General features: G+C 52.0%; 27 protein-coding genes and 3 tRNA genes. 18 read left to right on the plus strand and 12 right to left on the minus strand.

Features of this window, described 5'->3' with window-relative positions; genetic code table 11:
• Positions 1 to 320 (plus strand): IS3 family transposase (locus HMPREF1028_RS10085; protein ID WP_050804787.1); only part of this gene is annotated, 320 nt, incomplete at its 5' end.
• 88 nt (positions 321 to 408) lie between these two features.
• Here HMPREF1028_RS10085 and HMPREF1028_RS10090 read toward each other — a convergent pair.
• From HMPREF1028_RS10090 to HMPREF1028_RS10130, 8 genes are all read right to left on the minus strand, one after another.
• Positions 409 to 1,236, minus strand: coding sequence for an MlaA family lipoprotein (locus HMPREF1028_RS10090; protein WP_009312675.1), 828 nt, complete (start codon positions 1,234 to 1,236; stop codon positions 409 to 411).
• Positions 1,233 to 1,511, minus strand: a complete 279-nt coding sequence (locus HMPREF1028_RS10095; RefSeq protein ID WP_009312676.1) for a lipid asymmetry maintenance protein MlaB — start codon at positions 1,509 to 1,511, stop codon at positions 1,233 to 1,235. The genes HMPREF1028_RS10090 and HMPREF1028_RS10095 overlap by 4 nt, the downstream gene beginning before the upstream one ends.
• Before the next feature lie 98 nt (positions 1,512 to 1,609).
• Complete coding sequence (locus tag HMPREF1028_RS10100) at positions 1,610 to 2,200, minus strand: phospholipid-binding protein MlaC (protein WP_009312677.1); 591 nt, start codon at positions 2,198 to 2,200, stop codon at positions 1,610 to 1,612.
• A gap of 36 nt (positions 2,201 to 2,236) precedes the next feature.
• Positions 2,237 to 2,734 (minus strand): outer membrane lipid asymmetry maintenance protein MlaD, encoded by a 498-nt coding sequence (mlaD, locus tag HMPREF1028_RS10105; protein ID WP_003760568.1) that lies wholly within the window; start codon positions 2,732 to 2,734, stop codon positions 2,237 to 2,239.
• Between the two features lie 50 nt (positions 2,735 to 2,784).
• A complete protein-coding gene (gene mlaE, locus HMPREF1028_RS10110; RefSeq protein ID WP_003760565.1) occupies positions 2,785 to 3,561 on the minus strand; it encodes a lipid asymmetry maintenance ABC transporter permease subunit MlaE in 777 nt (258 codons plus the stop codon).
• Between the two features lie 103 nt (positions 3,562 to 3,664).
• Positions 3,665 to 4,261: a cold shock domain-containing protein gene (locus tag HMPREF1028_RS10115; RefSeq protein ID WP_009312680.1), complete on the minus strand. Its 597-nt coding sequence runs from the start codon at positions 4,259 to 4,261 to the stop codon at positions 3,665 to 3,667.
• A gap of 47 nt (positions 4,262 to 4,308) precedes the next feature.
• Positions 4,309 to 5,109 (minus strand): ABC transporter ATP-binding protein, encoded by an 801-nt coding sequence (locus tag HMPREF1028_RS10120; RefSeq protein WP_003779745.1) that lies wholly within the window; start codon positions 5,107 to 5,109, stop codon positions 4,309 to 4,311.
• A 412-nt stretch (positions 5,110 to 5,521) separates the two neighbouring features.
• The gene (locus HMPREF1028_RS10130; RefSeq protein WP_009312683.1) at positions 5,522 to 5,977 is read right to left on the minus strand and encodes a four-helix bundle copper-binding protein; all 456 of its coding nucleotides are present in this window, start codon (positions 5,975 to 5,977) and stop codon (positions 5,522 to 5,524) included.
• A 552-nt stretch (positions 5,978 to 6,529) separates the two neighbouring features.
• Here HMPREF1028_RS10130 and HMPREF1028_RS10135 point away from each other — a divergent pair.
• Complete coding sequence (locus tag HMPREF1028_RS10135; protein ID WP_003760551.1) at positions 6,530 to 7,216, plus strand: Bax inhibitor-1 family protein; 687 nt, start codon at positions 6,530 to 6,532, stop codon at positions 7,214 to 7,216.
• A 561-nt stretch (positions 7,217 to 7,777) separates the two neighbouring features.
• Here the strand turns inward: HMPREF1028_RS10135 and HMPREF1028_RS10140 are convergent.
• A complete protein-coding gene (locus tag HMPREF1028_RS10140; RefSeq protein WP_009312686.1) occupies positions 7,778 to 9,058 on the minus strand; it encodes a LysM domain-containing protein in 1,281 nt (426 codons plus the stop codon).
• 278 nt (positions 9,059 to 9,336) lie between these two features.
• Here HMPREF1028_RS10140 and def point away from each other — a divergent pair, with 278 nt between their 5' ends.
• From def to HMPREF1028_RS10155, 3 genes are all read left to right on the plus strand, one after another.
• A complete protein-coding gene (def, locus tag HMPREF1028_RS10145; RefSeq protein ID WP_009312688.1) occupies positions 9,337 to 9,840 on the plus strand; it encodes a peptide deformylase in 504 nt (167 codons plus the stop codon).
• A gap of 144 nt (positions 9,841 to 9,984) precedes the next feature.
• The gene (fmt, locus tag HMPREF1028_RS10150) at positions 9,985 to 10,911 is read left to right on the plus strand and encodes a methionyl-tRNA formyltransferase (protein ID WP_009312689.1); all 927 of its coding nucleotides are present in this window, start codon (positions 9,985 to 9,987) and stop codon (positions 10,909 to 10,911) included.
• A 333-nt stretch (positions 10,912 to 11,244) separates the two neighbouring features.
• Positions 11,245 to 11,766, plus strand: a complete 522-nt coding sequence (locus HMPREF1028_RS10155; RefSeq protein WP_009312690.1) for an O-acetyl-ADP-ribose deacetylase — start codon at positions 11,245 to 11,247, stop codon at positions 11,764 to 11,766.
• Positions 11,767 to 11,898: 132 nt separating this feature from the next.
• On the opposite strand, the gene HMPREF1028_RS10160 is transcribed toward HMPREF1028_RS10155, so the two are convergent.
• A complete protein-coding gene (locus HMPREF1028_RS10160) occupies positions 11,899 to 12,183 on the minus strand; it encodes a PepSY domain-containing protein (RefSeq protein ID WP_009312691.1) in 285 nt (94 codons plus the stop codon).
• 172 nt (positions 12,184 to 12,355) lie between these two features.
• Here HMPREF1028_RS10160 and rsmB point away from each other — a divergent pair, with 172 nt between their 5' ends.
• From rsmB to topA, 7 genes are all read left to right on the plus strand, one after another.
• Complete coding sequence (gene rsmB, locus HMPREF1028_RS10165) at positions 12,356 to 13,615, plus strand: 16S rRNA (cytosine(967)-C(5))-methyltransferase RsmB (protein WP_009312692.1); 1,260 nt, start codon at positions 12,356 to 12,358, stop codon at positions 13,613 to 13,615.
• Positions 13,581 to 14,174 carry a DUF4390 domain-containing protein gene (locus HMPREF1028_RS10170; RefSeq protein WP_009312693.1) on the plus strand — a complete coding sequence of 198 codons (594 nt, stop codon included), beginning with the start codon at positions 13,581 to 13,583 and terminating at the stop codon, positions 14,172 to 14,174. The genes rsmB and HMPREF1028_RS10170 overlap by 35 nt, the downstream gene beginning before the upstream one ends.
• A 3-nt stretch (positions 14,175 to 14,177) precedes the next feature.
• On the plus strand, positions 14,178 to 16,301 hold the full coding sequence (locus tag HMPREF1028_RS10175; RefSeq protein ID WP_003760528.1) for a PAS domain-containing sensor histidine kinase: 2,124 nt from the start codon (positions 14,178 to 14,180) through the stop codon (positions 16,299 to 16,301).
• The gene (locus tag HMPREF1028_RS10180; RefSeq protein WP_003763191.1) at positions 16,294 to 17,577 is read left to right on the plus strand and encodes a sigma-54 dependent transcriptional regulator; all 1,284 of its coding nucleotides are present in this window, start codon (positions 16,294 to 16,296) and stop codon (positions 17,575 to 17,577) included. Before HMPREF1028_RS10175 ends, HMPREF1028_RS10180 begins: the two co-directional genes overlap by 8 nt.
• A gap of 377 nt (positions 17,578 to 17,954) precedes the next feature.
• Entirely contained in the window at positions 17,955 to 19,175 is a 1,221-nt protein-coding gene (gene dprA, locus HMPREF1028_RS10185) for a DNA-processing protein DprA (RefSeq protein ID WP_009312694.1), read from the plus strand.
• 25 nt (positions 19,176 to 19,200) lie between these two features.
• Entirely contained in the window at positions 19,201 to 19,656 is a 456-nt protein-coding gene (locus HMPREF1028_RS10190) for a DUF494 family protein (protein ID WP_003742632.1), read from the plus strand.
• Positions 19,657 to 19,740: 84 nt separating this feature from the next.
• Entirely contained in the window at positions 19,741 to 22,047 is a 2,307-nt protein-coding gene (gene topA / locus HMPREF1028_RS10195; RefSeq protein ID WP_009312695.1) for a type I DNA topoisomerase, read from the plus strand.
• Between the two features lie 74 nt (positions 22,048 to 22,121).
• Here topA and HMPREF1028_RS10200 read toward each other — a convergent pair whose 3' ends face one another.
• The gene (locus HMPREF1028_RS10200; protein ID WP_029609880.1) at positions 22,122 to 22,817 is read right to left on the minus strand and encodes a hypothetical protein; all 696 of its coding nucleotides are present in this window, start codon (positions 22,815 to 22,817) and stop codon (positions 22,122 to 22,124) included.
• 189 nt (positions 22,818 to 23,006) lie between these two features.
• On the minus strand, positions 23,007 to 23,228 hold the full coding sequence (locus HMPREF1028_RS10205) for a hypothetical protein (protein WP_003742639.1): 222 nt from the start codon (positions 23,226 to 23,228) through the stop codon (positions 23,007 to 23,009).
• Positions 23,229 to 23,497: 269 nt separating this feature from the next.
• Between HMPREF1028_RS10205 and rsmD the strand changes: the two genes are divergently transcribed.
• The 6 genes from rsmD to HMPREF1028_RS10235 form a co-directional block, all read left to right on the plus strand.
• On the plus strand, positions 23,498 to 24,064 hold the full coding sequence (rsmD, locus tag HMPREF1028_RS10210) for a 16S rRNA (guanine(966)-N(2))-methyltransferase RsmD (RefSeq protein WP_009312696.1): 567 nt from the start codon (positions 23,498 to 23,500) through the stop codon (positions 24,062 to 24,064).
• 121 nt (positions 24,065 to 24,185) lie between these two features.
• A complete protein-coding gene (locus tag HMPREF1028_RS10215; RefSeq protein ID WP_003679513.1) occupies positions 24,186 to 24,437 on the plus strand; it encodes a YfhL family 4Fe-4S dicluster ferredoxin in 252 nt (83 codons plus the stop codon).
• Positions 24,438 to 24,536: 99 nt separating this feature from the next.
• Positions 24,537 to 24,620, plus strand: a tRNA-Tyr gene (locus HMPREF1028_RS10220).
• A 36-nt stretch (positions 24,621 to 24,656) separates the two neighbouring features.
• A tRNA-Gly gene (locus tag HMPREF1028_RS10225) sits at positions 24,657 to 24,730 on the plus strand.
• 11 nt (positions 24,731 to 24,741) lie between these two features.
• A tRNA-Thr gene (locus tag HMPREF1028_RS10230) sits at positions 24,742 to 24,816 on the plus strand.
• 40 nt (positions 24,817 to 24,856) lie between these two features.
• On the plus strand, positions 24,857 to 25,280 hold a 424-nt coding region (locus HMPREF1028_RS10235), incomplete at its 3' end, for a GTP-binding protein (protein WP_003711151.1).

The raw sequence follows: 25,280 nt of genomic DNA on the forward strand, positions 1-25,280 counted from the left end.
GGCTGACTGGCGAAGGAACGATGCTTCATTCGGACCAAGGTGTGCTGTACCGTACGGCGGGATATAGGGAATTGCTTGCGGAGCATTCCATGGTTCAAAGCATGTCGCGAAAGGCGAACTGTTGGGACAATGCGCCGATGGAAAGCTTCTTTGCGGTGTTGAAGACGGAGTGTTTCTATAATGCAGGTGAATTGACGGTAGATGAATTGATGAAGCAGATAGATGACTATATGGATTACTACAACCGGGAGCGTTGCAGTTTGAAATTGAAAAAGCTGAGTCCTGTCGCATACAGAACCCAGCTTGCACAGAGCGCCTGAAAAGGCTTTTATGAGTGTCCAAGATTTGGGGGCCAGTTCACTTTTCAGACGACCTTTTGCATGGAAACCGGATTAATCGTTTGCCGCATCATCGGCTGGTGTTACCGGTTTGGATAGGGGTGTATAAATAAAGGTCGGCAGTTTCGCCGGCAGAGGTATTGGAGGCATCTGCCCCGGCTTCGGCAGGCAGGTCGCTGTCCACCAATTCGTCGATGTCGATATTGTCATCCTCGCCTTGCGGTAATGTCCCGCCGGTTTGGCGGCTGCGCACTTTCATGTAGAGGTCGCGGGTGTAGCTGTATTTGTCGATGGCTGCGCCTTCGAGGCTGTCGGTCAGGTCGAGCAGTTCTTTACGGGTGTTGATGGCCTGCAGGCCGATTGTGCCCCAGCGTCCTGCTCTGGTGTGGAAGACGGCGTTTTTAACTGGGTAGACGGTGGTAACGGCGTTGCCAATGGTATCGCGTACGGTAGATGGGCCGAACAGGGGGACAACGAAGTAGTTGCTGTTTTTCCAGCCCCATGAGGCGAAGGTGTCGCCGAGGGTGTTTTTATTGCTGGGTACGCCGCCTGCACCGGCTACGTCGATTAAACCGCCAAGGCCGAAGGTGGTGTTGATGCCGACGCGGACGAGGTCTTCGCTGGCGCGTTTGACGTCAAGGCGCAGAACATTGCTGCCGAAGCTGACGACATCGCGCAGGTTGTTGAAGAAGTTGCTCACGCCGGTGCGGACGGGCTTGGGCGTTATTTTGCGGTAGCCGCGTGCGACGGGGGCGAGGACGTATTGGTCGGCCTTGTCGTTGAATTTGAATACGGCGCGGTTGTAGCCTTCGTAGGGGTCGGCGGGATTGGTTTCGGCAAATGCGGGGGTTGAGGCCATGCCGATGAGGAGTAGGAGTGAAGCGGTGGTTTTTTTCATGGGTTTAACCAGTCTTTGATTTCGTAAAGCTCGGACAGGGTACGCACGGATTCGGGTATGCCTTGCAGGGTGATTTTTCCGTCCGGACGGCGCAGTGCGTCAAGCAGCAGGGACACGCAGGCGGAATCAGCGCGTCCGACGCCGCTCAAATCGACCGCGCGGGTGTCTTTCAGACGACATTGCTGCCTGAAGCGGGTAAAGGCGTCGGCGGTCAAGGTTTTGACGGTAATGTCGCCGCTGATGTGCAACGTGCCGTCGCGAAGTTCGGTTTGCATGGCTGTCTTGTCAACTTAATCTTGGATGATAAAACCTGAAGGTTATTGTGTGCGAAAGCCATGTCGTCTGAAAACGGACGGCATGACTTATCTTTGCATTATTTGCTGCCGTTTTTGGCTTTCAGTTCGGCAATCAGTCCGTCCACGCCTTTGGCTTTGATGGTTTCGCCGAATTGGTTGCGGTACACGGTTACCAAGCTTGCGCCTTCGATGGCGACGTTGTAGGCGCGGTATTTATTGCCGCTTTGGTAGGTGGTAAAGTCCATGTTGACGGGTTTTTGACCGGGTACGCTGACTTCGGCGCGGACGATGATTTCTTTGCCGCCTTTATTGACAACGGGGTTGTCTTTGACGTTGACGTTGGCGTTTTTGAATTTCAACATGGTGCCGGAGTAGGTGCGGATCAGCAGGGTTTGAAATTCTTTGGTCAACGCTTGTTTTTGCGCGTCAGACGCGGTACGCCAAGGGTTGCCGACTGCCAGCGCGGTCATGCGTTGGAAATCGAAATAGGGAATCGCATAAGCCTCGGCTTTGTGGCGGGCGGTGTTGGCATCGCCGCTTTTTAAGATGCTCAATACTTGAGTGGCGTTTTGACGGATTTGGTTCACTGCGTCGGCAGGGGCGGCAACCGCCATGCTGATGCTCAAGATGCCGATGCTCAGTGCGCTGATGAAAGAGGTTTTTTTCATGATTAAGTGTCCTAGTATCAATATGATGATGTACGTTTATTCGGTGGTTTTTGCTGCATCGTTGCCGCCCGCCGCGTTTTTCTCGGCGAAGCTGGTCATGAATTTACCGATCAGGTTTTCCAGAACCATGGCGGAGCTGGTAACGGAAATGGTATCGCCCGCGGCGAGTGGTTCCGTGTCGCCACCTTGTTGCAGGCCGATATATTGTTCGCCCAACAGGCCGGAGGTTAGGATTTGCGCGGAAACGTCGCTACTGAACTGATATTTGCTGTCCAAATCGAGGCGGACTTTCGCTTGATAGGATTTCGGGTCAAGCTCGATGGAACCGACGCGTCCGACCAATACACCCGCAGATTTGATCGGCGCATTGGCCTTCAGGCCGCCGATGTCGCTGAAATCGGCATATACGGTATAAGTCTTGCCGGAATTGCCGAATGCCGCGCCGCCCGCTACGCGGAAAGCGAGAAAGCCGACCGCTGCCACGCCGAGCAGGACAAACAGTCCGACCCAAAATTCCAATACATTCTTTTTCATTAAAGTTCCTTGAATATCCAATGTTCTTTGTTTCGTTTTCAGACGACCTATCAATCCGTAAACATCAATGCGGTCAATACAAAGTCAATCGCCAAAATCGTCAGGGCGGACGAAACCACCGTACGCGTGCTGGCACGCAAAATGCCTTCAGAGGTCGGTACGCAGTGGAAACCCTGATGCACGGCAATCAGCGTTACCGCCACACCGAACGCGGCGGATTTGATCAGACCGTTGATTACATCGTAATGGATCGTGATGTTATTCTGCATTTGCGACCAGAAAATGCCGCTGTCCAAGCCCAGCCAGGTTACGCCGACCAAATACGCGCCGTAAATCCCCGCCACGTTGAAAATCGAAGCCAAAAGCGGCATGGAAAACACGCCCGCCCAAAAGCGCGGCGCAACCACGCGGGCGACAGGGTTGACCGCCATCACGTTCATCGCTTCGAGCTGTTCGGTCGTTTTCATCAAACCGATTTCGCTGGTCATCGCACCGCCCGCGCTGCTGGCAAACAGGATCGCCGCCAACACCGGACCCAGTTCGCGCAACAGCGAAGCCGCGACCATATAGCCCAAAATATCGGCGGATTTGAATTTCGACAACTGAGTATAGCCCTGCAAACCCAAAACCATGCCGACGAACAGCCCTGAAACGGCAACAATCAACACCGACAGCACGCCGGCAAAATACACTTGGCGCACGCTCAGGCGCGGACGGACGAAAGCCGTACCGGATTTCGCCAGAATGTTCAGCAGAAACAGCGTAATACTGCCGAGAGATTGAATAAAGCCGAGGGTTTTCGCCCCGACGGAACGGATAAAATTCATAGGTTTCCATTACGGATTAACGGGTTTCAGACGACCTTTTAGGATGATAGTGATGGGTCGTCTGAAAAGTATTTCTGAATAACAATACAGAAAGGGAATAGCTTTATGCAGAGCCGCCATAATATGCAGCCAACTTATCCAAAATTTTACGGATGAAAGCTGAAGTTTTAGGCATTTGTTTTAATTTTTCTGCAATTGGCGGGGAAACTTTGTAGTATATCCGGACGAAAATCTTACCAAAAATGTTTGTTAATAGGGTTTCATCACGGAAGCGCCGTAAAGCAATGACTTCTTCAGCATAAGGATCCCCATAAACTGCGGTAGCAATAAAACAGCTATTGAACTTTTGATAGGTATTGCCACAATATGGACAAACAGAGCGAAAAATACTGCCGTTGCTCGTAATAAGTCTTGGTACCATTTTTTTACCACAGAATTTGCAAGTTACCCGTGAATCGTTTTCTTCCCGTTTTGCCTGTCTCTCAGCCTCTCGTTTTTCTGCTGCTTTTTCCAAAATATCAACATTGCCTGCTACGGGACCACGTTTGCCGGGTTTGGCATCAAATGAAACAACATCGCCGTTTTTCGGAAGCTCCGCTCCTTTGACATGTTTGACCGTAAAGTAATATTCAGTGCCGTCATCGGAAACAATAAAGCCATATCCTTTACTTTCAGAAAACCATTTAACTTTGCCGTTCATAATGAGCCTTTAATGTTTAGGTTGAGTGATAACAGGTCGTCTGAAAACTACCCAAGCAAATCTTGCTGCAACGACGTTTGCGCCGGATAGCGGTATGCAACGGGGCCGTCTGCCAAGCCGCCGACAAACTGGCGCACCCAAGGCGAATCCAGTTCGCGCATTTCCTGCGGCGAGCCGGAGAACATAATTTCGCCGTGTGCCAAGAAAATCACTTGATCGACGATTTCCAAAGATTTTTCAATGTCGTGCGTTACCATAATGCTGGTCGAACGCAAAGCCTTGTTGACGCGGCTGATCAAGTGGGCAATCACGCCCAAGGAAATCGGATCGAGGCCGGTAAACGGCTCGTCGTACAACATGATTTCAGGGTCGAGCGCAATCGTGCGGGCAAGCGCGACGCGGCGCGACATCCCGCCAGAGAGTTCGGACGGCATCAGGTTTTCCACGCCGCGCAGACCGACCGCGTTCAATTTCAACAAAACCAAATCGCGGATAACCGCTTCCGGCAGGCGCGTCAGTTCGCGCATCGGAAAAGCGATATTGTCGAACACCGACAAATCGGTAAACAGCGCGCCGTGTTGGAACAATACGCCCATACGGCGGCGGTGTTCATACAATTCGTCAGCCGAAAAGCCCGCCAAATCACGTCCTTCAATCAAAACCTTACCCGACTGCGGATGAATCTGACCCGTAATCAGCCGCATCAGCGTGGTTTTGCCGCTGCCCGAACCGCCCATCACGGCGGCGAAGTTTCCTTGGGGAATGCTGAAATTGATATTGTTCAGAATCGGACGGTCGCCATACGCGAAGGCAACGTCTTTCATTTCGATGAAGGGTACGGAACTCATGAAGGGGAAGATAAGGCGGGATGTATTTTAATTACTTGCATTGTAAAGCTTATCAAGGTGTCGGGCAATTTTCAGACGACCTTATCAAGAAAACGTCTGTTAAGAAGCGTGAAAATCATGTGTTTGGCAGAAATTTTAAGACCATTGGAATGGTTAAGATTGAAGTCTTGCAACCTGTTGTCTTCATTTCAGAACGGGGCGCGTTACAGAACTTAATAATCCTAAACATACCGTTTTTCGCCGGCGCGTGAAGTTTTAAATTTATGGCAAAATTTTGTAGGCAAAGACACAACATTCTACAAACAAAACTTACATTTCAAATAAATTTGTGAAAGCCATCCCATTTAAACAAACCGGTCTGCCTGCAAAACAAAGTTTGTTTCACAGGCAGACCGGTTATTGGCCGCGTCAATTAAGCAGCGATTTTTTCGCACTCTTTGATGCAGGCAAGGCAAGACTCATAGCATTGTTTGCATTCTGCGTGGTGGCCTGCGTGTTGTTTGCACGCTGCGGAACATTGTTTGCACGCTTCAATGCAGACTTTTGCCAAAGATGGAGTCAGCGGAGAGTTTTGGGCGGCAAGGTTTTGCAGCGCGCCGCACAATGCCAGCATTTGGTTGACACCTGTTGCGCAATCTTTCATGGAAGTATCGCCTTGGCTCAGCAGTCGGATGCAGTGTGCCAAACAGATTTGACCTGCTTCAACACAGTGGGCAGCCGCTTTTCTGGCTGCTTCATAGGCTTTGGATGCAGCAGCAGGGGCAGCGTGGGAATGGCCTTTATGGTCATGATGTCCGTGGGCGTGGGCGAATGAGGCGGCGGCTGCCAAAGAAACGGCTGTACCACCCAAGAATTGACGACGGTTCATACTGTATTTCCTTATGTAATCATTGATATGAAGTGAAACATAACGAATCGCTAAAATCGAAGACAGCAGCTTTCTGCGCATCATTGATGTCGTCTGAAATCAGCCGTTTATGAAATTTTGAGCGATTGCACTACACTTACCGCCGCAATCCTATCATTCAACGGTTCGACAGACAATAAATAGAAAGTTGATAAATAATCAATGAAGTTATTTTATTTCTTATGTTGTTTACACAGCCTGAAACCGGCTCTGTTCAAATTTACTATGGCAAATCATTAAATTCCAAAATCCATTATCTTGCAGAAGTTGGTTTTATCCGGTTTTGAAGTGGTGAAAATCAAATCACACGGTAAAAGGGGCAGGCAAAGATTCGGCATCGGTTTCAGAAGCAGTCTTTTATGTAAATTTATGATTGCGGCACTTTAAAATGCTTTGAACGCTACCACTTATCCCCAAACGGCGACGTAGGCATATTTTTATGCCCAAGCCAATAATTTGCTGATAGAATCAGTACTCTTTTTGTTTTCACACATTTTTTCAGGAGCAAACGCCATGCGAAACGACGTTTACGACTATCCTCTTGCAGGACAAGTTTCCCAAAACATTGTCTTGCAAAAAACTTACCGCCTGCTGGGTTTGTCTTTCATTCCCGCTATTGCCGGCGCATTTGCCAGCAGCGCTTTGAACCTAAACCTGTACGCTATGTTCGGCGCACGCTGGATGGGTTTTGTAGCTGTATTGGCATTCTTCTACGGTATGATTTTCCTTATCGAGAAAAACCGTTACAGCAATACGGGCGTTGTCTTGTTGATGATTTTCACCTTCGGTATGGGTGTGTTGATCAGCCCGTTGCTGCAATATGCGCTTGCTATCCGTAATGGTACTCAAATCGTAGGTGTTGCCGCAGCCATGACCGCCGGCGTATTCTTTACGATGGCAGCAATGGCGCGCCGCACAACGATGAACATGAACTCGCTCGGACGCTTCTTGGCAATCGGCGGTGTGGTTCTGATGATTGCAGTGGTTGCTAACTTCATTCTGCAAATTCCGGCTCTGAGCCTGGCGATTTCCGGCGCGTTTGTTGTGTTCAGTTCGCTGGTTATTATGTGGCAGGTGCGTACCGTGATTGACGGTGGCGAAGACAGCCATATCAGCGCGGCCCTGACCATTTTCATCTCGATTTACAATATTTTCAGCAGCTTGTTGCGCATCTTGTTGGCATTCACCAGCGACGATTAATTGCTTAGATTCTGATATCGAGGTCGTCTGAAATATGAAAAGGTTTCAGACGACCTTTTTATATCCGTAGGTTTTGGTTGTGTGGATTTGCTTTAAATCAGATGGGTAATCATGCGGCGGTTCGTCAGGGGGTAGAAAGCTGATTGGCTTGGTGTTTGGTGTGGGGCGAAACATTGCTGAGAGGCAAATTTGATGGACTGTATAGTGAATTAAAATAAAAATGAGACAAGGCGACAACGCCCGCCGTGTACGGGTAGTACATAAGGGCGTTGGCAACGCCGTATCATTGCAATTTTAATCCACTATATTTGGAAAAATTAAAGGTTTGGCTGGAACTTCTATGTTTGAAAAATGTTTGTTTCAGACTTGTACAGCGTAATGCTGTATTGAGTTAGCTTGTTGAAGGTGCATCATTGGATTTTGCTCTTGTGATAACGAAACGCGGTTTCCGTCGATGTTCAGTGTTTCATCATAAAAGGCGTCGTTTTCAGACGACCTTTATGACCCATATAAAAAACGTCGTCTGAAATTTTCAGACGACGTTTTGTTGTCGGCAATCAATCAATATTTATTGATGTTGCTGTGGATATTGTATTGGTTGTGTTCCGTATCGTGGGAATCTTGCGGCTCGTTGCGGACGTGCGGTTTGTCGTCAGACATGTTGTCCAAGTCGCGGCCGGGTTCGGATACGGTGTCGCCGATGTTGATGCTGGTCAGGTTTTCCAAAATGATGGCGGACGAGAGATGTTCGCCGGTGCGGTATACCATGGCCAATGCGGTTTCTTCGGCAGGGATGGAAACATATTTAACGATGTTCTTACGGCCTTTTTTGCCTTCTTCCAAATCGACTTTCACTTGGCGGTCGCGTTTGTAAATGCTCAAGACCGTGCCTTTGTCCAAGCCGTCGGCGGAACCTTTGTTCAGGGTAACGGTTTGGAATTGTCCGGCTTCGTGTACGCCGTCGAGGATGGAGATGACTTTACCGTCGATGTGTTGCGTCGGCGCGTGCGGCATGATTTGAAAAGGCTCGGTTTCGCCGTCCATTTTCAGCAGGAAGTCGCCTTTGCGGATTTCGGAAACGGCTTCTTCCACAATCATAGGCTGCGCGGTTTGGGTTGGCACTTTCGCCAGCGGGTGCAGGCGGGTGTAGTATTCGCCGTCTTTCAGGTATTTGCGGTCTTCGTCGGAAGCGGAGTCCAGCGCGCTGTTGGTGTAGGGCAGGGTGCTGACGATGCCGCTGAAGACGACTTCTTGTCCGAGGTATTTGCGGGTATCGGGATCGGTCAGGTCTTTGACGGCGCGGTAAACCAGATAGCGGCCGGGTTCGGTAACGCCGTAGGCGTACACGCGTTCGCCTTTGCTGTACATGATGCGGTTGTCAGGACCGTCGATCAGGCGCGGTGCGTCTTGGGTCTTCATTTGGTCGATGAACTGCGGATGTTGCATGAACATGCGGTAGAAGTTCACGTTGACGGTTTGGATGCCGTAGCCTGAAGAGGTTTCGCGGACGCGCGGGCTGAGTTTGATGACCGGAATACCGTCATTGCCTGCGGAGCCGTTTTCGAAGCCCAGTTGCGGGCGGCCGTTGACGTAGCGCAAAACCAACACCTGCCCCGGATAAATCAGATGCGGATTGCGGATTTCGCCGCGGTTTGCGCCCCAAAGGCGGTTCCACTGCCACGGGCTGTACAGATATTTGCCGGAGATGCCCCAGAGTGTGTCGCCGTTTTTCACGACGTAGCGTTGCGGCGCATCGGGGCGCACTTTTAATGAAGCTGCTTGAGCGTGGGCGGAAATTGCCATGCCCGCGACACAAAGCAGGGTTATAATACGTTGTTGCATAACCGTTCCCCTTGAAATTGATTCGGTTTGTCTTTAAATAAACGGAGAAAATGAAATGGCCGGGAGTTTGCAAAAAACCGCCGTCCCCCTTTAAAAAACGTCAATAGGCGTTTCGTGCGCATTGAACAGAAATTCATTGACGCATATTTTATCATTGAATGTTAGTGTCATCACGGGAATTGTGAAGACAGGCGCAAAATTTGTATGAAAACACACACAATCTGCTTCCGGACGCGTTTGAATGCGCGTCCCAAGTATTGAAAAACGAAGAGAAAATTATGGCTTTACTGAATATCCTGCAATATCCCGACGAGCGTCTGCACACCGTGGCGAAGCCTGTCGAGCAAGTCGATGAGCGCATCCAAAAGCTGGTTGCCGATATGTTTGAAACCATGTACGAAGCGCGCGGCATCGGGCTGGCGGCGACGCAGGTCGATGTGCACGAACGCGTCGTTGTGATGGATTTGACCGAAGACCGCAGCGAGCCGCTCGTGTTCATCAACCCCGTCATTATTGAAAAAGACGGCGAAACCACTTACGAAGAAGGCTGCCTGTCCGTGCCGGGCATTTACGACACCGTTACCCGCGCCGAACGCGTCAAGGTCGAGGCTTTGAACGAAAAAGGCGAGAAATTCACGCTGGAGGCGGACGGGCTGTTGGCGATTTGCGTGCAGCACGAGTTGGATCACCTGATGGGCATCGTTTTTGTCGAACGCCTGTCGCAGCTCAAGCAGGGTCGGATTAAGACCAAACTGAAAAAACGTCAGAAACACACCATCTAAAAGCCGAATGATACGGTCGAACAGGTCGTCTGAAAGAGGGAAGCGGCAGCAAGCCGTTGTTTTTCAAACTTTCAGACGACCTGTCGCAATGTTTGCCGTTGCGCTATATAGGTCGTCTGAAACCCATTTCCAAGGAGTTTCCCCATGAAAGTCATCTTTGCCGGTACGCCCGATTTTGCCGCTGCCGCCTTAAAAGCCATTGCCGCCGCCGGTTTTGAAATCCCGCTGGTGTTGACCCAGCCCGACCGCCCCAAAGGGCGCGGGATGCAGCTTGCCCCGTCTCCCGTGAAGCAGGCCGCGTTGGAATTGGGTTTGCGCGTGGCTCAGCCTGAAAAACTGCGCAACAACGTCGAATCCCTGCAAATGCTCAAAGAAGTCGATGCCGACGTGATGGTCGTTGCCGCCTACGGACTGATTCTGCCGCAAGACGTGTTGGATACGCCGAAACACGGCTGTCTCAACATCCATGCCTCGCTGCTGCCCCGTTGGCGTGGTGCGGCGCCGATTCAGCGCGCGATTGAAGCGGGCGATGCCGAGACGGGCGTGTGCATCATGCAGATGGACATCGGTTTGGACACCGGCGATGTGGTCAGCGAACACTGTTACGCCATTCAACCGACTGATACCGCCAACGAAGTACACGACGCGCTGATGAATCTCGGTGCGGAAGCGATTGTTGCTGATTTGCAACAATTAAAGGCGGAGGGTCGTCTGAAAAGCGTCAAACAGCCCGAAGAAGGTGTGACTTATGCACAAAAATTAAGCAAAGAAGAAGCGCGTGTCGATTGGAACGAAAGCGCGGCAGTGATTGAACGCAAAATCCGCGCCTTCAACCCCGTTCCCGCTGCGTGGGTCGAGTATCAGGGCAAGCCGATGAAAATCTGGCGGGCTGAAGTAGTCGCGCAACAAGGTAGGGCGGGCGAAGTGTTGTCTTGCTCAGCTGACGGCTTGGTTGTTGCCTGCGGCGAGAATGCGTTGAAGATTACCGAATTGCAGCCTTCCGGCAGCAAACGGATGCCGATTGCGGCGTTTGCGGCAGGACATAAGATTGAGGTTGGGACGGTTTTGTAGAAGCTGTTTCGTCAACTAATTTAGAGCAAGCCCATCCCCCATTTCTTAGCTGCCATGCCTTCCCCGCCTACGCGAGGATGAGCTATGGCGGGAATCCATTGAAAATGCCAAGAAACGGGCGCTCGAAAAACGCTGTTGAAGTTCAAAGATGGATTCCCGCCTGCGCGGGAATGACGGTTGGCGGTAGGAGCAGTATCAAAAAAACAGCGGGCCGGTTATCAATTTTCAGACGACCTTTCTTCTGATGATTCAGAGGTCGTCTGAAAATATCGGCAGGGAAACGTTTGGTTTTGTTGAACTGACGACAAGATTCCCCACGTTTAGGAGCAGATCATGGCAGTGTTTGAAGTAGTCGAAGGCGATATTACGAAACTTGAAGTCGATGCCATCGTGAACGCCGCCAATGCCTCGTTGTTGGGCGGCGGAGGCGTGGACGGCGCGATTCACCGCGCGGCGGGACGGGAATTGTTGGAAGCGTGCAGAAAGTTGAACGGCTGCCGCACGGGCGAAGCGAAAATTACCCAAGGCTACCGGCTGCCGGCGAAATTTGTGATTCACACCGTCGGGCCGGTTTGGTTCGGCGGACACCGCAGCGAAGCGGTCAAGCTGGCGGAGGCGTATCAAAATTCCCTGCTGTTGGCGCAAGAATACGGCATCCGCAGCATCGCCTTCCCCTGTATCAGCACGGGCGTGTACCGTTTCCCCGCCGACTTGGCTGCCGAAACCGCTTTGGCGATTTTGAAAAAAACTTCGCCGCAGTGTCCGTCTGTCGAAAAAATCGTTTTCTGTTGCTATTCGCCGCAGGACGCCGAACGCTATCGGGCATTGTTGGAACGTGACGGGGTGGTCGTCTGAAATTCCCGAATCAGGCAAAACGGCAGATTAAATGTTTTTCAGACGACCTTAGGCAAGCTTGGGGTCGTCTGAAAACAGAAAAGCCGGACAGACAGTCCGGCTTCCTATAAGAATCCATTAATCAAGAATCGATTAATCGTCGCAGTGGTTGTCGGTATCGACTCTGATGACGCGGCCGCTTTGTGAGGAAACGTCCACATCGTATTCGGTGCAGCCTCTGCGGATTTCGATTTCCCAGCGTCCGTCGCTGTGGTCGATGTCGGTAACGCGGCCGCCGCCGACGCGTTTCTTGGCGATTTTGACGGCTTGCGCTTGGGAGATGGCGCGGGAATGTTTGTGCGGTGCCGCCGCGGCGGTCAGGCTGCCGGAAACGAGTGCGGCGGAAACGGCAAGCAGTGAAAGGGCGCGCAAAGTCATGATGAATCCTTATGTGTGTTGAAAAGAACGGACTATATGGATATTGTCATGAGCGGGCAATCGGATTAACACAATTTGAATCTTGCCCCGAACACCGCCCGAACCGCTTGTGCGGCGTTTACATTTTTAACGAACAAATCGAACCACAGCAGGTATTTAAGGAATTGAATTTATGAGTATGTCCCTCGCCCAAAAACTCGCCGCCGACAGCATTGCGGCGGTCGCCGAAGGGCGTAACCTTCAGGATGTGTTGGCGCAAATCCGCGCGGCGCATCCCGAGCTGACGGCGCAGGAAAACGGCGCGCTGCAGGATATTGCCTACGGCTGCCAGCGTTATTTGGGCAGCTTGAAATATATGCTCGCGCAGATGCTGAAAAAGCCGATTGACAATCCGCAGCTCGAAAGCCTGCTTTTGGCGGCGATGTACCAACTGCATTACACGCGCAACGCGCCTCATGCCGTGGTCAATGAGGCGGTCGAGAGTATCGCGAAAATCGGGCGCGGGCAGTACCGTTCGTTTGCCAACGCGATTTTGCGGCGTTTTTTGCGCGAACGGCAGAAGCTGGAGGCTTCGTGCAAAAAAGACGATGTGGCGAAACACAACCTGCCGCTGTGGTGGGTGGCATACCTGAAAAACCATTATCCGAAACACTGGCACAACATCACCACCGCGCTGCAATCGCATCCGCCGATGACGCTGCGGGTCAACCGACGCCACGGCAATGCCGAATCGTATTTGGAAAAGCTGGCGGCGGAAGGGATTGTGGCTAAGGCGTTGGACGAATATGCGGTAACGTTGGACGAGGCGGTTCCCGTCAGCCGCCTGCCCGGTTTTGCCGAAGGGCTGGTGTCGGTGCAGGATTTCGGGGCGCAGCAGGCGGCGTATCTGTTAAACCCTAAAGACGGCGAACGGATTTTGGACGCGTGCGCCGCGCCGGGCGGGAAGACGGGGCATATGTTGGAACTGGCGGATTGTCATGTTACCGCTTTGGATATAGATGAAGGTCGTCTGAAAAGGGTGAAGGACAATCTCGACCGCTTGGGGTTTCAGACGACCGCTCTGGCTTGCGCCGATGCGCAGGACTTGGCGGCGTGGTATGATGGAAAGCCTTTCGACGCCATCCTTGCCGACGTGCCGTGTACCGCCTCGGGTGTGGCGCGGCGCAATCCCGACGTGAAATGGCTGCGCCGTCCGACCGATGCCGCCAAAACCGCCCGTCAGCAGGAGGCATTGCTGGACGCGCTTTGGCAAACCCTGACGAAAAACGGCAGAATGCTGCTTGCCACCTGCTCGGTGTTCGTCGAAGAAAACGACGTTCAGTTGCAAAAATTCCTCAACCGCCACGCCGATGCCGAGCTGATCGAATCGCGTGTGCTTTTACCGAACAAACATCAAGATGGCTTTTATTACGCGCTTATCAAAAAGCAGTAAACGGCTGTTTGGAACGCTGTTGCTCGCCCTGTCGCTGAATGCGGCGGCGGAGGGCATTAGCGTGACCCGCTCCGAGGCGAAACTGACCGAAACCGGGCAGCTTTCCGTCAGCAGCCGTTTCCGCACCGATTTGCCCGACCAGCTCAAACAGGCGCTCCGGCAGGGCGTGCCGTTGAATTTCACTTTGAGCTGGCAGCTTTCTGCGCCTTCCATGCCGTCTTACCGTTTCAAGTTTGACCAGCTGCTCAACAGCGACAATACCATCCACTACAAACTTTCCTTCCATCCGCTGACCAACCGCTACCGCATAACCGTCGGCACGTTTTCCACCGAATACGACACGCTCGATACCGCCTTGCGCGGCGTAGGGGCGGTCGCCAACTGGAAAGTGCTGTCCAAAGGCGCGTTAAGCGGCGTCGCAGCGAAAGACACACAAGCCGAAATCCGCCTGCTGCTCTCGACGGCGAAGCTGCCTAAACCCTTCCAAATCAACGCATTGACTTCTAAAAACTGGCACTTGGATTCCGGCTGGAAGTCGCTGACCATCTCTCAGGAGTAAACCATGCGCCGCTTTCTCCTGATTGCCGTGTTGGCGGCGGTGGGACTGCTCTACGGACTGACCATTGCAACGGGCAGCACCAGCCCGCTGGCGGAATATTTCTGGTGGATTATCGCCCTGTGTGCGCTGCTGATGCTGGTGTTGGCATCGGTTTTGACGCGCTACGTCCTGCTCCTCATGCGCGACAAAAGCAAGGGTGTGTTCGGCTCGCAGATTGCGCGGCGGCTGTCGGGGATGTTTACGCTGGTGGCTGTATTGCCGGGCGTGTTCCTGTTTGGCATTTCCGCGCAGTTCATCAACGGCACGATTAATTCGTGGTTCGGAAACGATACCCACGAAGCCCTCGAACGCAGCCTGAACTTGAGCAAATCCGCGCTGAATCTGGCAGTGGACAACGCAGTCAGTAATGCTACGCCGGTGCAAATCGACCTGATCAGCACCGCGTCTGTGGACGGCGATTTGGGCAAGGCGCTGAAAAATGCCGCCAAATCGGGCGGCTTTACCCAGCTTTCGCTCTACGACGTCAAAACCCATAAAACTGAGAAAAGTGTCAATCCGCTGAAACTAAACCAACCCGAACTCGACAAAGAAGGATGGGAGAAGCTGGAGCAGACCGGCTCAATACGCAGTTTGGAAAACATAGAAAATGTCTTGTACGCGCAAGGCTGGATGCTGATCGGCGCGCACAACGGACGCGATTACGCCTTGTTTTTCCGCCAGCCCATCCCGCAGGATGTGGCGCAAGACGCGACGCTGATTGAAGCGGCGCGGGCGAAATACGCCGAATTGAGTTACACCAAACAAGGCCTGCAAACCTTCTTCTTAGCGACTTTGCTGGTTGCCGCGCTGTTGGCGATTTTCCTTGCCTTGGTGATGGCGCTGTATTTCGCCCGCCGCTTCGTCGAGCCGGTATTGTCGTTGGCAGAAGGCGCAAGGGCAGTGGCGCAGGGCGATTTCAGCCAGAAACGCCCCGTGTTCCGCAACGATGAATTCGGCAGGTTGACCCAGTTGTTCAACCACATGACCGAACAGCTTGCCATCGCCAAAGAAGCCGACGAGAACAATCGCCTGCGCGAAGAAGCAGCGCGCCACTATCTCGAATGCGTGTTGGAAAGTTTGACCACGGGCGTGATTACTTTGGATGCCGAAGGTCGTCTGAAAACCTTCAACAAAGCAGCCGAACGGATTTTGGGCATTGAATTGGTGCCGCTGTGGGGCAGCAACTGGCACGACTGGCGCGGACAATCGCCGCAGCAGACCCTGCTTGCCGAAGTGTTTGCCGCCATTGAAGAAACCGCCAATGCCGCCAAGCCCGTCCAAGTCGAATACGCCGCCCCCGACGATGCGCGCATTCTCTTGGGTAAAGCCACCATCCTGCCCGACGACAACGACAACGGCGTGGTAATGGTGATTGACGACATCACCGTCCTCATCCGCGCCCAAAAAGAAGCCGCTTGGGGCGAAGTGGCGAAACGGTTGGCGCATGAAATCCGCAATCCGCTCACGCCTATCCAACTTTCCGCCGAGAGATTGGCATGGAAATTGCATGATAAATTGGACGAACAACACGCCCAAATCCTCAGTCGTTCGACCGACACTATCGTCAAGCAGGTGGCGGCATTGAAAGAAATGGTCGAAGCCTTCCGCAATTACGCCCGCGCCCCGTCGCTGAATTTTGAAAAACACGATTTGAACCGTTTGGTCGAAGAAGTGTTGCTGCTGTACGAGGGCGGGGCGTGCCGCTTTGTTCCGAACTTGTCCGACAAGCCGCAGCCGATTTCCGCCGATACCACCGCCATGCGGCAGGTGTTGCACAATATTTTCAAAAACGCGGCAGAGGCGGCGGAAGAGGCAGAAGTTCCGCAAGTGAATGTCAGCGTCGGTGAAGATAACGATGGACAGGTTTTATTGACCGTTTGTAACAACGGCAAAGGTTTCAGCAAGGAAATGCTGCATAATGCCTTCGAGCCGTATGTTACCGACAAGCCGACAGGTACGGGACTGGGATTGCCCGTTGTGAAGAAAATCATCGAAGAGCACGGCGGCCGCATCAGCCTGAGCAATCAGAACGAAGGCGGCGCGTGTGTGAAAATAGCCTTACCCCGATTGGTAGAAACTTATGCGTAGCAGTGATATTTTAATTGTAGATGACGAAGTAGGTATCCGCGACTTGCTCTCGGAAATCCTCCAAGACGAAGGTTATTCCGTGGCTTTGGCGGAGAACGCCGAAGAGGCGCGCCAACTGCGCCACCAGACCCGTCCCGCCATGGTGTTGTTGGACATATGGATGCCCGACTGCGACGGGATTACCCTGCTCAAAGAGTGGGCGAAAAACGGACAGCTCAACATGCCCGTGGTGATGATGAGCGGACACGCCAGCATCGACACCGCCGTCGAAGCCACCAAAATCGGAGCGCTCGATTTTCTGGAAAAACCGATTGCCCTGCAAAAGCTGCTCTCTACCGTCGACCGCGCCCTCAAACACGGCGAAATGCAGATGGCGGCGGGCTTGTCCTTCGACAAACTCGGCAACAGCCCCGCCATTCAAGAATTCAAGCAACAACTTGAGCCTGCCGTGAAAAAAAGCGGACCCGTGCTGCTCAGCGGCGAAACCGGTTCGCCGTTTGAAATCGTTGCCCGTTATTTCCACAAAAGCGGCACGCCTTGGGTCGGACTCAGCCGCGTCGAACTCATTGCCGATGCGCCATTGGAGCTGCTGCAAAAAGCATCGGGCGGCACGCTCTATCTCGGTGATGCCGCGCAGTACAGCAAAAACATCCAAAACGGCATCAGCTTCATCCTCGGTAAGGCAGACCGTTACAATGTGCGCGTCATCGTCGCCGGCAGCCACGCCGCCGATGAAAGCCCGGCAGACGCCATTGCCGATGCCAAGTTGTCCGAACTGCTTTCCGGCAACGTCATCAGCATCCCGCCGTTGCGCAGCCAATCCGAAGACATCGCCTTCTTGGTCAACCAAGTCATGACCGAATTGGCGGACAGCGAAAAAATCCAGCCCGTCAAATTCAGCAACGGCTCGCTGACCGTCCTGTGCCAATACAACTGGCCGGGCAATTTCGACCAGCTCCGCAGCGTCGTGAAAAACCTGATGCTGGAAGCGGACGGACAGGAAGTCCACGAGCAGGCGGTCGTTGCCGCATTGGGACAAAAACGGGCGACGGTCGCCACCGAAATCGTCGGCGGTTTCAACTTCAACATGCCTTTGCGCGAACTGCGTGAAGAATTGGAGCGCCGCTATTTCGAGTACCACATCGCCCAAGAAGGGCAAAACATGAGCCGTGTCGCCCAAAAAGTCGGCCTGGAGCGTACGCACCTCTACCGCAAACTCAAACAATTAGGCATCAGCGTTTCCCGCCGCAGCGCAGCGGAAAAAGCAGAAGAGTAGGGCGGTAGTAGGATAAGAGGTCGTCTGAAAGCATACGGCACGCTGCGGTATGTTTTCAGACGACCTTGTTTGCCATCAAGCCGCCCGTTTTTGCCGTAGAGCCGACTCACTTTTGACACAATGGGCGACAACCATTCAAATGACAGATTTTCCTGCCGTATCGTGTAGAATATAAAAATATTACAAAAGTTACTAACGGGCTGCCGGCTGTTTGGCAGCATCCGCATGACGGTGAACAGGTACGAAACCGGAAGCAGGTGCGGGAACGCCGTATCGGTTTAAAGTTCGCCGGCTTTATCGTTAAATACTGACATTTATCCGTTTTCAGACGACCTCCCGAACAAAGGTCGTCTGAAAACAACAAGGGGACACAATTGATGACGGAAAACGACCGCCTTGCCTGGCTGCAACTGGCGTTTACGCCTTATGTCGGCGCGGAGGGCTTCTTGCTCCTGCTGCAACGTTTCGGCAGCGCGAAAGCCGCGCTGGATGCTCCTGTGGAGCAAATCGCCGCGATAGTGCGCCACAAGCAGGCAGCCGAATCTTGGCGCAACGGCGAAAAACGGGCGTTGGCGCAAAAGGCTGCGGAAGCGGCGCTGCAATGGGAAAAGCAGGACGGCTGCCGTTTGTTGCTGCTGCAAGATGATGATTTTCCCGAAATGTTGACGCAGGGCATTACCGCGCCGCCGGTTTTGTTCTTGCGCGGTAACGTGCAACTGCTGCACAAACCTTCCGCCGCCATTGTCGGCAGCCGTCATGCCACGCCGCAGGCAATGCGGATTGCCAAAGATTTCGGCAGGGCGTTGAGTGAACAGGATATTCCCGTCGTGTCGGGTATGGCTTCGGGTATCGACACCGCCGCCCATCAAGGCGCGTTGCAGGCGGGCGGCGGCACCATCGCCGTATGGGGGACGGGCATAGACCGCATTTACCCGCCGTCCAATAAAAACCTTGCCTATGAAATCGCCGAAAAAGGATTGATTGTCAGCGAGTTTCCTCTGGATACGCGCCCGTTTGCGGGCAACTTCCCGCGCCGCAACCGCCTGATTGCCGCGTTGTCACAGGTTACGCTGGTGGTCGAGGCCGCGTTGGAATCCGGTTCGCTGATTACCGCCAAGCTGGCGGCGGAGATGGGGCGGGAGGTGATGGCGGTACCCGGTTCGATAGACAATCCGCACAGCAAAGGCTGTCACAAGCTGATTAAAGACGGCGCGAAATTGGTGGAATGTTTGGACGACATCCTTCACGAATGTCCGGGGCTATTGCAAAATGCGGCAGTTCCATCATATTCTATAAATAAGAAAAACAAAAAAACGGAAAAACGCACTGCCGTCAGAGAGACGTCGTCTGAACCTGTTTTACCATTTTCAGACGACCTTCATGTCCGAAAACAGCCGGCGCAAGCCAATACGGTTGCCGCGCCGATAGCGGAAGACGGGCTGCTGGACGCCATGGGTTACGACCCCGTGCATCCCGATATATTGGCGCAGCAAACCGCATGGGCGGCGGCAGACGTTTACGCACGACTGCTGGAATACGAACTCGACGGCATCGTCGCCGCCTTGCCGGGCGGACGCTATCAGCGCATAAAAGCATAATTGATTCATTCATTAAGGAACCAGCATGACAGAAGTCATCGCCTATCTCATCGAACACTTCCAAGATTTCGACAATTGTCCGCCGCCGGAGGATTTGGGCCGCCTGTTGGAAGATGCGGGTTTTGACGTAACGGAAATCGGCAATACGCTGATGATGATGGAAGTGTTGTTCAACACGTCCGAATTCGCCGCCGCGCCGTTCGACAGCCATGCCCTGCGCGTGTATTGCAACGAGGAAGTGGAAAACCTGCCGCAGGAAGTCATGGGGCTGATGCAGTATCTGGTTGCCGAACGCGCCATCACTTACGAGCAGCGCGAAATCGTCATCCACGCCCTGATGCACATCCCGCCCGAAGAAATCACGCTCGATACGGCGAAAGTGCTGGTGTTGCTCTTGTTGTGGGCGCACAAAAGCGAATTGCCCGTCTTAATCGGCGATGACCTGATGGGCGCGCTCAACGGCAAAGCGACCATGCATTAAACCTTTTCAGACGACCTTTTGACGCAGCTTGTTCAGAAAGGTCGTCTGAAACGCATCATCCAATACATTAAAAGAGAACAAACAATGGCGAAAAACCTCTTAATCGTCGAATCACCGTCCAAAGCCAAAACCCTGAAAAAATACCTTGGCGGCGATTTCGAAATTCTGGCCTCCTACGGCCACGTCCGCGACCTCGTCCCCAAAAACGGTGCCGTCGATCCCGAACACGACTTCGCCATGAAATACGAGCTGATCAAACGCAACGCCAAACACGTCGATGCGATTGTCGCCGGAGCCAAAGAAGCCGAAAACATCTACCTCGCAACCGACCCGGATAGGGAAGGCGAAGCGATTTCCTGGCATCTTTTTGAAATCCTCAAATCCAAACGCGGCCTGAAAAACATCAAACCGCAGCGTGTCGTGTTCCACGAAATCACCAAAAACGCCGTGCTCGACGCCGTCGCCAACCCGCGCGAAATCGAAATGGATTTGGTTGATGCACAACAAGCCCGCCGTGCGTTGGACTATTTGGTCGGTTTCAACCTCTCGCCATTGTTGTGGAAAAAGATCCGCCGCGGTTTGAGCGCGGGCCGTGTGCAAAGTCCCGCCCTGCGTCTGATTTGCGAACGCGAAAACGAAATCCGCGCCTTTGAAGCGCAGGAATATTGGACGGTGCATCTCGACAGCCACAAAGGCCGCAGCAAGTTCACCGCCAAACTCGCCCAATACAACGGCGCGAAACTCGAACAATTCGACCTGCCGAACGAAGCCGCGCAAGCCGACGTGTTGAAAGAACTCGAAGGCAAAGAGGCAGTCGTTACCGCCATCGAAAAGAAAAAGCGCAGCCGCAATCCCGCCGCGCCGTTCACCACATCCACCATGCAGCAGGATGCCGTACGCAAACTCGGCTTCACCACCGACCGCACCATGCGTACCGCCCAGCAGCTTTACGAAGGTATAGACGTAGGGCAGGGCGCCATCGGTCTGATTACCTATATGCGTACCGACAGCGTGAATTTGGCCGATGAAGCGTTAACCGAAATCCGCCATTACATCGAAAACAAAATCGGCAAAGAATATCTGCCGAGTGCCGCCAAACAATACAAAACCAAATCCAAAAACGCCCAAGAAGCGCACGAAGCGATCCGTCCGACTTCCGTGTACCGCACGCCCGAAAGCGTCAAACCCTTCCTGAGCGCAGACCAGTTCAAACTCTATCAAATGATTTGGCAGCGCACCGTCGCCTGTCAGATGACGCCCGCCAAATTCGACCAAACCACCGTCGATATTACTGTTGGCAAAGGCGTATTCCGCGTAACCGGACAAGTGCAAACCTTCGCAGGCTTCCTCAGCGTTTACGAAGAAAGCAGCGACGATGAAGAAGGCGAAGACAGCAAAAAACTGCCCGAAATGAGCGAAGGCGACAAACTGCCTGTGGACAAACTCTACGGCGAGCAACACTTTACCACCCCGCCGCCGCGCTACAACGAAGCCACGCTGGTTAAAGCCCTCGAAGAATACGGCATCGGCCGCCCCTCGACTTACGCCAGCATCATCTCCACGCTCAAAGACCGCGAATACGTTACCCTTGAGCAAAAACGCTTCATGCCCACCGACACAGGCGACATCGTCAACAAATTTCTGACCGAACACTTCGCCCAATACGTCGACTACCACTTCACCGCCAAACTCGAAGACCAGCTCGACGAAATCGCCGACGGCAAACGCCGCTGGATTCCCGTGATGGACAAATTCTGGAAACCGTTCATCAAACAAGTGGAAGAAAAAGAAGGCATCGAACGCGCCAAATTCACCACGCAGGAACTCGACGAAACCTGCCCCAAATGCGGCGAACACAAACTGCAAATCAAGTTCGGCAAAATGGGCCGCTTCGTCGCCTGCGCCGGCTATCCCGAGTGCAGCTACACGCGTAACGTCAACGAAACCGCCGAAGAAGCCGCCGAGCGCATCGCCAAAGCCGAAGCCGAGCAAGCCGAACTCGACGGGCGCGAGTGCCCCAAATGCGGCGGAAGGCTGGTGTACAAATACAGCCGCACCGGCAGCAAATTCATCGGCTGCGCCAACTACCCCAAATGCAAACACGTCGAGCCGCTGGAAAAACCAAAAGATACCGGCGTCCAATGCCCGCAATGCAAAAAAGGTAACCTCGTCGAGCGCAAATCCCGCTACGGCAAACTGTTTTACAGTTGCAGCACCTATCCCGACTGCAACTACGCCACTTGGAACCCGCCCGTTGCCGAAGAATGCCCGAACTGCCATTGGCCGGTCTTGACCATCAAAACCACCAAACGCTGGGGCGTGGAAAAAGTCTGTCCGCAAAAAGAATGCGGCTGGAAAGAACAGATTGAACCGCCTGCACCGAAAGAATGATGAAAGTAGGTTGGTTTAAAGAGAAAAGGTCGTCTGAAAAAATTTCAGACGACCTTTGCTTTTCTGTGATTGTTTTATTTAAATCCGCGTGTCGTTTTAAAGTCCGATAAAATACGGTTCATTTCTGGTTCAAATAAGGCTATGTAATCGTAAGATAGACCGCGGCTGGCACTAGGGTGGGGCAGGCAGACGACTTCGCAATTTTCAAACGATTGGAATCTGATTTTGAAACGTGTACCGCTAAAATCTTTTTGTACTACTCGTAGCGGTTGAGTTTGTTTTCCGACAAGCTGCTCGAAGCGCGGCAATACATTTGCGCAATTAAGATAATTTGTCAGGTTGCTTCCCATGAAGAGAATCAATTTAGGACGTAGTTTCTCAATGTGGTAGAGAAAATTATCGACGTGTTCGGGCTGGAGAAATTTGTTTGGATTGTCGATTTTGTTGCCCTGAGTAGCTGCCCAGTTGGTTTGAACCAGGGATTTTTCAAATGCACCGCCCAATCCATTTTCGTCTAAGGGGTGTCCCCACATTTCAAACCAATTTTTTATTGTATTGTCGTAACGCCACTTTTTTGCCTGCTCACCATAATAGAGGGATTTATTTGCAAATGTATGGTCGATTTTGTTTTCAGGGAGTTTGTATTCACCTGCTACATAAGCAGCCTCATCGGCTTTACTCCAACCCCACTCATACCCACAAATCATTAAACCATGTTTGTCGTTGTAACCTTGGAATATACTGTTACTGAGATTCAGGTCTGACATGATAATAACCCTATATAAATATTTCACAGAGAGATACTCATTATAAATAAGTAAATGTAATTTATCTAGTTTAAGTTTAAAATGCACTTTACATGGTGAAACATAGTTCAGTATTTCATGTCGTCAAACTCAAACTGAAAAGGTCGTCTGAAAATTTTTCAGACGACCTTTTCAGTTTTATTAAGAAGAGATTTAACGCCTTGCAAAAACCAACGTGGCAAGAAAGAATAAACTGACTATCAAAGCAACGGTTTTACCGATCAAGGGCAGGCAAAAGACGAACCAAAGCAGACCGCGCCCCAAGTTCGGAATCAATCCCAAGTGGCGGTAATATTCGTCAAAAAAATGGGCGTGGGCGGTGAAGGCAATCACGCCGCCGATATAAACACCCAAAATAATTTTCCAAAGCGGCATTGTCAGCCATCCATATTTTCATTACGTATTATGACCAATAGACTGAAAAAACGGTGGGAAAGTTCTAATGGCGGACGTAAGCGACCTTTTTATTTGAGAAAATATTTTATGATTTATAAAATTTTGTAAGTTTAGCATCATAAAAAATAAAATTTCACGATGCGCCGATTTGTTTTCATGCGGCCTTAAATGAAAAAACGCTGCGGTATAATGGCTGCTTTGTCATTCTTTAGAGGTCGTCTGAAACTGTCGGACGATTTGTTTTAATTATGAGCAAACACAGCAAACATTCAAATCAAGTCCGCATCATCGGCGGGCAATGCAGGGGACGGAAACTGGTTTTTGCAGATGCGGACGGTCTGCGGCCGACGCCTGACAGTGTCCGCGAAAAACTTTTTAATTGGCTGGGTCAGGATTTGACCGGTCTGAATGCGTTGGATTTGTTTGCCGGAAGCGGCGCGTTGGGATTTGAAGCCGCGTCCCGTAACGCGAAGAGGGTGGTGCTGGCAGATAATAATCGCAAAACTGCCGATATGCTGCGGCAAAACGCCAGAGCATTGGGTTTGGATAAACTGGAAATCCTCAATACCGATGGCCTTGCGTATTTGCAGAGGTCGTCTGAAAAGTTTGATGTGGTCTTTTTGGATCCGCCGTTTGCGTGGCAGGATTGGGAAAATTTGTTTACTTCTTTGAAAAACAGCTTGAAAAACGGGGCAATGGTCTATATTGAAGCAGGGGAGCTGCCCGATTTCCCCGAGTGGCTGGAGCCTTATCGCGAAGGGCGGGCGGGTAAGAGCGGTTTTGTGCTCTTGCAGTTTGTCCAAGTGGCTGAATAGTAAGAGATTTGAGAATCATTACCAGGGTGTAAACATTCGCCTAAACGGATTGTTTTTGACGCGTTTGTGCTATAATCCGCGCCCAATCGGTTTTGATAATTTAAATGAAAAAGGAAAAGAAATGTCGCTCTTTATTACAGATGAGTGCATTAACTGTGACGTTTGCGAGCCGGAGTGCCCCAATGACGCCATCTCGCAAGGCGAGGAAATTTACGAAATCAACCCTAATTTGTGTACGCAGTGCGTAGGCCATTACGATGAGCCGCAATGTCAGCAGGTATGCCCCGTGGACTGCATCCTGATTGATGAAGAGCATCCGGAAACGCACGAAGAGCTGATGGCAAAATACGAAAAAATCATTCAGTTCAAATAAATTCTTTTTTAAAGCAATAAATTGAGTGATTTTAAGAAAACAAAATTAAAAAAGAACTTGACGAAAATCTGAGTCACGAATAAACTTGCGTTCTCTTTTGGTGGGATTCCCGAGCGGTCAAAGGGGGCAGACTGTAAATCTGTTGCGAGAGCTTCGAAGGTTCGAATCCTTCTCCCACCACCAAATTCCAATGTGTTGGAGCATTGATGCAGTAAGTCTGCGGGTGTAGCTCAATGGTAGAGCAGAAGCCTTCCAAGCTTACGGTGAGGGTTCGATTCCCTTCACCCGCTCCAATAGTCTATTGGCCCATGTAGCTCAGGGGTAGAGCACTCCCTTGGTAAGGGAGAGGCCGGCAGTTCAAATCTGCCCATGGGCACCAAATACCATTTTCTCAGTATTTTAAAGATAGGAAATTTGCCATGGCAAAGGAAAAATTTGAACGTAGCAAACCGCACGTAAACGTTGGCACCATCGGTCACGTTGACCATGGTAAAACCACCCTGACTGCTGCTTTGACTACTATTTTGGCTAAAAAATTCGGCGGTGCTGCAAAAGCTTACGACCAAATCGATAACGCTCCCGAAGAAAAAGCCCGCGGTATTACCATTAATACCTCACACGTAGAATACGAAACCGAAACCCGCCACTACGCACACGTAGACTGCCCGGGACACGCCGACTACGTTAAAAACATGATTACCGGTGCCGCACAAATGGACGGCGCAATCTTGGTATGTTCCGCTGCCGACGGTCCTATGCCGCAAACCCGCGAACACATCCTGTTGGCCCGCCAAGTAGGCGTACCTTACATCATCGTGTTCATGAATAAATGCGACATGGTTG

The organism is Neisseria sp. GT4A_CT1 (assembly GCF_000227275.1).
Lineage (GTDB): Bacteria > Pseudomonadota > Gammaproteobacteria > Burkholderiales > Neisseriaceae > Neisseria.